General features: G+C 40.8%; 5 protein-coding genes and 1 other RNA gene. 4 read left to right on the top strand and 2 right to left on the bottom strand.

The features are described from left to right. Positions 1–219 precede the first annotated feature (219 nt). From ssrS to MOF34_RS19385, 4 genes are all read left to right on the top strand, one after another. Positions 220–406: non-coding RNA, 6S RNA (ssrS, locus tag MOF34_RS19400), on the top strand. A gap of 141 nt (positions 407–547) precedes the next feature. Next, on the top strand, positions 548–2,323 hold the full coding sequence (gene recQ, locus MOF34_RS19395; RefSeq protein ID WP_268401395.1) for a DNA helicase RecQ: 1,776 nt from the start codon (positions 548–550) through the stop codon (positions 2,321–2,323). A 247-nt stretch (positions 2,324–2,570) separates the two neighbouring features. Beyond that, entirely contained in the window at positions 2,571–3,434 is an 864-nt protein-coding gene (locus MOF34_RS19390) for a 3D domain-containing protein (protein WP_019714633.1), read from the top strand. Positions 3,435–3,618: 184 nt separating this feature from the next. Continuing rightward, on the top strand, positions 3,619–5,208 hold the full coding sequence (locus MOF34_RS19385; protein ID WP_268401394.1) for a solute:sodium symporter family transporter: 1,590 nt from the start codon (positions 3,619–3,621) through the stop codon (positions 5,206–5,208). Positions 5,209–5,241: 33 nt separating this feature from the next. Here the strand turns inward: MOF34_RS19385 and desR are convergent, their stop codons facing one another. Both desR and MOF34_RS19375 read right to left on the bottom strand, forming a co-directional pair. Continuing rightward, complete coding sequence (gene desR / locus MOF34_RS19380; RefSeq protein ID WP_019714631.1) at positions 5,242–5,841, bottom strand: two-component system response regulator DesR; 600 nt, start codon at positions 5,839–5,841, stop codon at positions 5,242–5,244. A gap of 18 nt (positions 5,842–5,859) precedes the next feature. Next, a complete protein-coding gene (locus tag MOF34_RS19375) occupies positions 5,860–6,972 on the bottom strand; it encodes a sensor histidine kinase (RefSeq protein ID WP_019714630.1) in 1,113 nt (370 codons plus the stop codon). Between the last annotated feature and the right edge of the window lie 110 nt (positions 6,973–7,082).

The raw sequence follows: 7,082 nt of genomic DNA, 5'->3' as shown, positions 1-7,082 counted from the left end.
CTCATCTTATGGGGTCAGTCCCCTGCGATAGGAGTTTTTTGTATACATATTATCTAGAAGAAAGAGAACGAAAAAGGCTGTTTTTTTATTGTAATATATTTTTTATTTGTCAAATCGTCAGATATAATAGCGAAAAAGCAGTTTTAATCGCTGGAAAAAGTTTTTCTAAACAATTGTTCTGGCCCCTTGATAAAAATCGGCTGATGGTGTACTATATAAAAGAAGCTACTTTGTGCGTATTGTTAATTAAGTTTTAACCTTTAAGCTGTAATAGGGAGTTTTATATCGAAGCTGGAATGTCATGCCTCCATTGCAGAGGACGACAGGAACGTTTCTGCAAACACCCACTTTGAGGAGTGGTGGTTTAAAACTTTCTTACTTGCATACGGCAAGACGTAGCGAAAGCCATTTCCTTTTTGGAAATGGCTTTTTATTTTATCTAAAAAAGATAGGTATAGTGAAAATTCAATTTCTGTGTGTCAGAAATGAAGGCCGCTTTTTTATGATATGATGGGAGAAATTCAAGGAAAAGCGAGGTTTACACGTTATGTTACATAGAGCCCAATCCCTTCTGGCCCATTATTTCGGTTATGAAAAGCTCCGCAGTGGACAAGAAGAAGCGATCCGCTCGGTGACGGAAGCGAGACAAAATACGGCCTGCATTATGCCGACGGGAGGAGGCAAATCAATATGCTATCAAATTCCGGCACTAATGTTTGAAGGGACAACGATCGTTATTTCGCCGTTGATTTCCTTGATGAAGGATCAAGTCGATGCGTTAGAAGAAGCAGGGATTAACGCCGCCTACATTAACAGCACACAATCCAATCAGGAGATTTATGAGAGGCTGAACGGACTCAAAGAAGGGGCTTACAAGCTTTTTTACATTACACCGGAGCGACTAACGTCCACGGAGACTATACGGATTTTGCAGAGCATTGATGTTCCTTTGGTCGCAATAGACGAGGCGCACTGTATATCTCAATGGGGCCACGATTTCAGGCCAAGCTACAGAAATATTGAAATTTTGTTCCGAGAATTACATGACAAGCCTGTCATCATGGCATTAACAGCAACAGCAACACCTGAGGTTCATGAGGATATATGCAAACAGCTGCATATTCAAAAAGAAAACACGATACATACCGGATTCTCTCGAGACAATTTAACCTTTAAAGTAGCAAAAGGAGAAAATAAGGATCGTTTTATTGATGATTATGTGCAAAACAACAAACATGAAGCAGGGATTGTATACACAGCGACCAGAAAAGAAGCTGATCGAATATATGAGAGATTAAAACGAAATCAGATCAGTGCGGGCAGATATCACGGGGGCTTGGCAGATGATGTGAGAAAAGAGCAGCAGGAAAGGTTTCTTAATGACGAGCTGCAAGTGATGGTGGCAACCTCTGCTTTTGGTATGGGCATTGATAAATCAAACATCAGATTTGTTCTGCATGCACAGATTCCAAAAGATATGGAAAGCTACTATCAAGAGGCTGGACGAGCTGGGCGAGACGGTCTTGCCAGTGAATGTGTACTTCTGTTTTCACCGCAGGATATTATGGTGCAGCGCTTCTTAATTGAACAATCAGAGCATGAAGAGAAACAAAAGCAGGATTTAAAAAAGCTGAGACAAATGGTCGACTATTGTCACACGGAAGATTGCCTGCAGCGTTTTATCCTTATGTATTTCGGAGAAAAGGAGCCTCATGCGTGCGGACAGTGCGGAAATTGCACTGATACAAGGACGTCCCATGATGTGACTCGGGAGGCACAAATGGTCTTATCTTGTATCATTCGCATGAAAGAACGGTTTGGCAAGACGATGGTTGCCCAGGTGCTAGCCGGATCTAAAAATAAAAAGGTTCTTGAAAACGGCTTTTCCGAACTCACCACATATGGGATATTAAAACACCAATCAGTAGGGGAAATCAGTGATTTTATCGAATTTCTCATTTCTGACGATTTTATCAGGATGTCAGACGGAACGTTTCCGACTCTTTTTGTCAGCAGTAAAGGAAGGAATGTGCTGAGAGGAGAATTATCAATAAAGAGAAAAGAAGCGTTAAAAGCGGCAGCGATTACTGAAAATGACGAACTGTTTGAGCGATTGCGCATGGTTCGCAAAGAAATTGCGACAGAGCAGGGTGTTCCTCCTTTTGTTGTTTTCTCTGACCAAACGTTAAAAGAAATGTCAGGAAAACAGCCCGTAAATGATGAGGAACTTTTGTCTATAAAAGGAGTCGGAGAACAAAAAAGGGCAAAATACGGCCGGCTTTTTTTACAAGAAATACAAGCTTATGCAGGGATGTCAGACTAAAAAAACAGTAAATCAACCTTTTTTTCTATAAAAAACACATTTTATTTTCTCTTTTTTTCCTCAAGATAAAAAGACTTGCGAAGCCTATTATATCAAGGGTTCAGCAAGTCTTTCCAGCAGAGAGAAATCCTTCATGTAAAGGAACTGTAATCTAAATCATATCTTTTTGTTATTGATTTGACATTTACGTGTGTTACGATATCACCTGTTAGCCGCCAATAAAAAGCTAACAAGGGAGGATTTACTTATGAAGAAGACGATTATGTCCTTTGTAGCAGTTGCTGCACTTTCATCAACTGCATTCGGAGCTCACGCTTCTGCAAAAGAAATCACGGTGCAAAAGGGTGAAACGCTCTGGGGAATCTCTCAGAAAAACGGAGTGAACCTAAAGGACCTAAAAGAATGGAACAAGTTAACTTCTGATAAAATCATTGCAGGAGAAAAACTGACCATTTCTTCAGAAGAAACAACCACTACTGGGCAATATACAATCAAAGCGGGGGACACGCTGACAAAGATTGCTCAACAATTCGGAACAACAGTCAATAACCTGAAGGTTTGGAATAACCTAAGCTCTGACATGATCTATGCTGGATCAACACTTTCAGTAAAAGGTCAGGCAACAGCAGCAAACACAGTTACTGAGAATACGCAACCAAGCGCACCTCAAACTGAAACAAAACAAGAAGCTGTGCAAAAAGAGCAACCTAAACAAGAAACAGTTCAACAACAACCTAAACAAGAAACAAAGGCTGCAGCAGAAACTTCTGTTCCTACAGAAGAAAAGGCTGTTCAATCTAATACAAATAATCAAGAAGCTTCAAAAGAACTAACAGTTACTGCTACTGCTTACACTGCTAACGACGGCGGCATCTCCGGTGTTACAGCAACAGGCGTTGACTTAAATAAGAACCCAAACGCGAAAGTTATCGCGGTTGATCCTAATGTGATCCCACTAGGTTCTAAAGTCTATGTTGAAGGCTACGGTGAAGCAACAGCAGCAGACACTGGCGGCGCTATTAAAGGAAATAAAATCGACGTATTTGTACCCAATAAAAGTGATGCATCTAATTGGGGCGTCAAAACTGTAAATGTAAAAATCTTAAACTAATCATATAGATTGTGATAAAAGACATGAGCCTTTGGCTTGTGTCTTTTTTCGTTCTGTTTAGAGATGTATATATGTATCATATGGTGATATAAGAAAAGCGGTTCCGATGTTTTTTACGTGTGAAAAATGGGTAGATGGTAAATGCCCCTATCATCTAACTATTTGCAGAAGGAGTTGCTGGCTGTTGCTTTGGATCATTGTATCTTTTCTGGTTATCAATATCGGGATATTTCTATTTTCATGGCGGAGAACAAAGGAGGTTAACTTGCAATCGTCCGATGGATATTTTCTCGGAGGAAGAAGCCTTACTGCATTATATATCGGGAGCTCGCTGCTGTTAACCAATTTATCAACTGAGCAGATGGTCGGGTTAAATGGACAAAGCTATGCAGGGTCTATGACAGCGATGTCATGGGAAGCGAGTGCACCGCTTGCGTTGATTTTCCTGGCACTTGTCCTTTTGCCCCGTTATTTGAAAACGGGAATTACCACGATACCTGATTTTCTAGAGCAGCGGTTTGATCAAAGAACAAGACAGATCGTTTCTGTACTGCTTATCATTGGTTACGCTGTTTCATTCCTGCCAACAGTACTGTATTCAGGGGCTCTCGTGTTAAATCAAGTATTCCGCATTACAGAGACGTTTGGCATCAGCACATTTATGGCAGTTTTGCTGATATCCTTAATCATTGGCGTAACGAGCTGCTGTTATATCTTTTTTGGCGGGTTGAAAGCCGCTGCCTCAGCAGATGCCATATACGGAATTGGTTTAATTTTCGGCGGTTTCTTTATCGTGATATTAGGCATTCTTGCAGTCGGACAAGGCAGCTTTGGGGGCGGAGTTGCTCAACTGACGGCTTTACATACGGAAAAACTCAATTCAATTGATATCAGCAATTCGGCAGATGTACCGTGGCCGACAATTTTAACAGGGCTTTTAGTGAATAATCTCTTTTATTGGGCTGTTAACCAAGCGATCGTTCAGCGGGCATTAGGAGCGAAAAATTTGGCTGAAGGACAAAAGGGCGCTCTGTTAGCAGGTTTCTTTAAACTCATCGGCGTTTTTTATTTAGTCGTCCCTGGAGTGATTGCCTTTCATTTATATGGAGGCGGCATTGAAAATGCTGACAGTGTATATCCCCGGTTGATCGTCGATCTATTGCCGGCATCGCTTACAGGTGTATTCGCTGCTATTTTATTCGGAGCGATTTTGAGCTCGTTCAATGGCTCTCTGAACAGTACCATTACGTTGTTTACTCTGGACATTTACAAACCGTTATGCAAGCCTCATGCAGATGAAGTTGATCTCGTCAAAACAGGACGGATTTTCGTCGCAGTTCTAGGACTAGTATCAATTGTCATCGCACCCTTTATTTTATATGCGCCATCAGGGCTGTACAGCTATCTTCAAGAGATGTTCGGATTTTTTAATGTACCGATATTAGCAGCGGTCGTCGTTGGTTTTTTTACAAAAAAAGTACCGGCTTTAGCTGTAAAAATAGCGATACCTGCCCATATTGTTTTATACGGCTTATCAAAAGTCTATTTAGGGCACATTCATTTTCTGTACATCCTTGCCGTGCTCTTTCCATTTTCAGTGGCTGTGATGCTTCTGACAGGAAAGTTGTATCCGAGGGAAACGGATTATAAGCTTGATTACAATCCGCAAGTGGATGTAACACCTTGGAAACACGTAAAGCTGGCGTCCTGTATCATTCTAATGTTGGTTGCGGCGACGTACCTTTTGTTTTCTCCTTGGGGAATTGCTGGCTAACAAAAAGGAACTTGGCATCTGCCAAGTTCCTTTTTATTTAAACCAGCCTTTTTCCTTTGACCTGGTAATGGCTTCTATTCGGTTTTTCACTTCAAGCTTTTCTAAAATCACAGAGATATAATTTCGCACCGTCCCGCTTTTGATGCTGAGTTCCTGAGCAATTTCTTTTGTGTTTTTACCGTCAGCCACAAGTTCGAGCACTTCTTTTTCCCTGTCTGTAAGAGGATTAGCCTCGCTGTATATGTCCTCCATCAGCTCAGGTGCATAGATGCGTTTTCCGTTCATGACGCTTCGGATGGCGCTCGCGAGCTCTTCGCTCGGACTGTCTTTTAACAAATAGCCTTTAACGCCTGTTTTAATGGCTCTCTGAAAGTAGCCGGGTCGTGTAAAAGTAGTTAAGATAATAATTTTGCAGCCTGTATCCTTTAATTCCTCAGCAGCTTCAAGCCCGGTTTTACCAGGCATTTCAATATCCATAATGCATACATCAGGCTGATGTTTTTTGACAAAATCAACAGCATCTTGACCGTTTGTACCCTTGCCTACGACTTCCATATCGTCTTCTAAGTTTAGAAGTGATCCTAAAGCGCCCAAGAGCATTTGCTGATCTTCCGCAATAAATATACTAATCATGTAAGCCATCCTTTTTGTTTATTTTGAGTTATTAGGAATTGACATGGTAAGCTTGGTGCCTTTTTTTGTATCGATGTGAAGGCTCCCGTTTGCAAATTCAAGCCGTTCTCTCATGCCAAGCAAGCCATGTCCTTTTGAAAAGTATTTCTCTTCACCTTGAAACGTTCCATCGTCAGTCACTGTAATGACAACTTCCTTCCAGAGCTGCTGAATGTCAACTCGGCAGGTCTTAGCTTGACTGTGTTTAACGACGTTAGTGACAGCTTCCTTTAAGCACATACTCAATATGTTTTCATTAAGCAATGAGATATTTTCAGGCAATTTATCTTCTTCGTAGATAAACGTAATGCCGGCAGCTTCAAGAATTTGTTTAATGTTTATGATTTCATCCTTGAGCCGGATGCCTTTCATGGAGGATACGATTTTTCTGACTTCATTTAAAGACGTTCTCGCAGTTTGCTGAACGCTTTTCAGTTCACGTGTTGCTTGTTCAGGATCTTTGTATATCAATTTTCTCGCCAAGTCGCTTTTTAAACCGATTAGAGAAAGCTTTTGCCCAAGTGTATCGTGGAGGTCGCGGGCAATTCGCTGCCGCTCTTCTAATTTCACCAGCTCGGCAATTCGTTCATTTGCATCCTCGAGTTTTTCTTCCAGCCGTTCGCGCTCTTTGCGGCTTCTTATACTGAAGGGCAATAAAATCGCGCTAATGAGGGTAATGACGACAAAGGGTATTTGAGTCAGAAAAAATTCTTTTTTTAACACGAGACTGAAATTCGCTGCGACGGCTGCGCTTATTAAATGGACGTAATATAAAACATAAAAGGGGACGCGTTCCTTTATATTTCCAATAAAATATGCGATAAAAAAAGCAAAATAAATATAACTGAACATCGTAATAGAGGCAGTTGAAATGCCGATTAACAAAAACGCCCATAAATAAATGGCCCAGCCTCTTGAGACAAAAGCAAATCTATATACCGAAAAAAATAAAAGCGTCAAAATGATGCCTACGATGATAACGGCTGTGGATGATGATTTCCATATAAAGTAGAAGGGGAGGATAAAAAATATCGTCCATATATAGGGGGTAATCCCACTTAGCTTTTGAAATGTAAAATGCTTTTTAATCATTATATTACCTCATTTTTAGCTTTTCATCTTACATGTAACTTTATCATTGCGAAAGCCAGAATGCACCCTCTAAACAATAAAAAGGAGGCCTTCTTGTGTTTAAGAGAAGA

The organism is Bacillus sp. T17B1, from assembly GCF_026796395.1.
GTDB lineage: Bacteria > Bacillota > Bacilli > Bacillales > Bacillaceae > Bacillus > Bacillus spizizenii_A.
This window is presented reverse-complemented; position numbering and strand designations above follow the sequence as displayed.

Coding starts and splice junctions, on each gene's coding strand:
- desR (WP_019714631.1), bottom strand. CDS start 5,841: ATGATTAGTATATTTATTGCGGAAGATCAGCAAATGCTCTTGGGCGCT.
- MOF34_RS19375 (WP_019714630.1), bottom strand. CDS start 6,972: ATGATTAAAAAGCATTTTACATTTCAAAAGCTAAGTGGGATTACCCCC.
- recQ (WP_268401395.1), top strand. CDS start 548: ATGTTACATAGAGCCCAATCCCTTCTGGCCCATTATTTCGGTTATGAA.
- MOF34_RS19390 (WP_019714633.1), top strand. CDS start 2,571: ATGAAGAAGACGATTATGTCCTTTGTAGCAGTTGCTGCACTTTCATCA.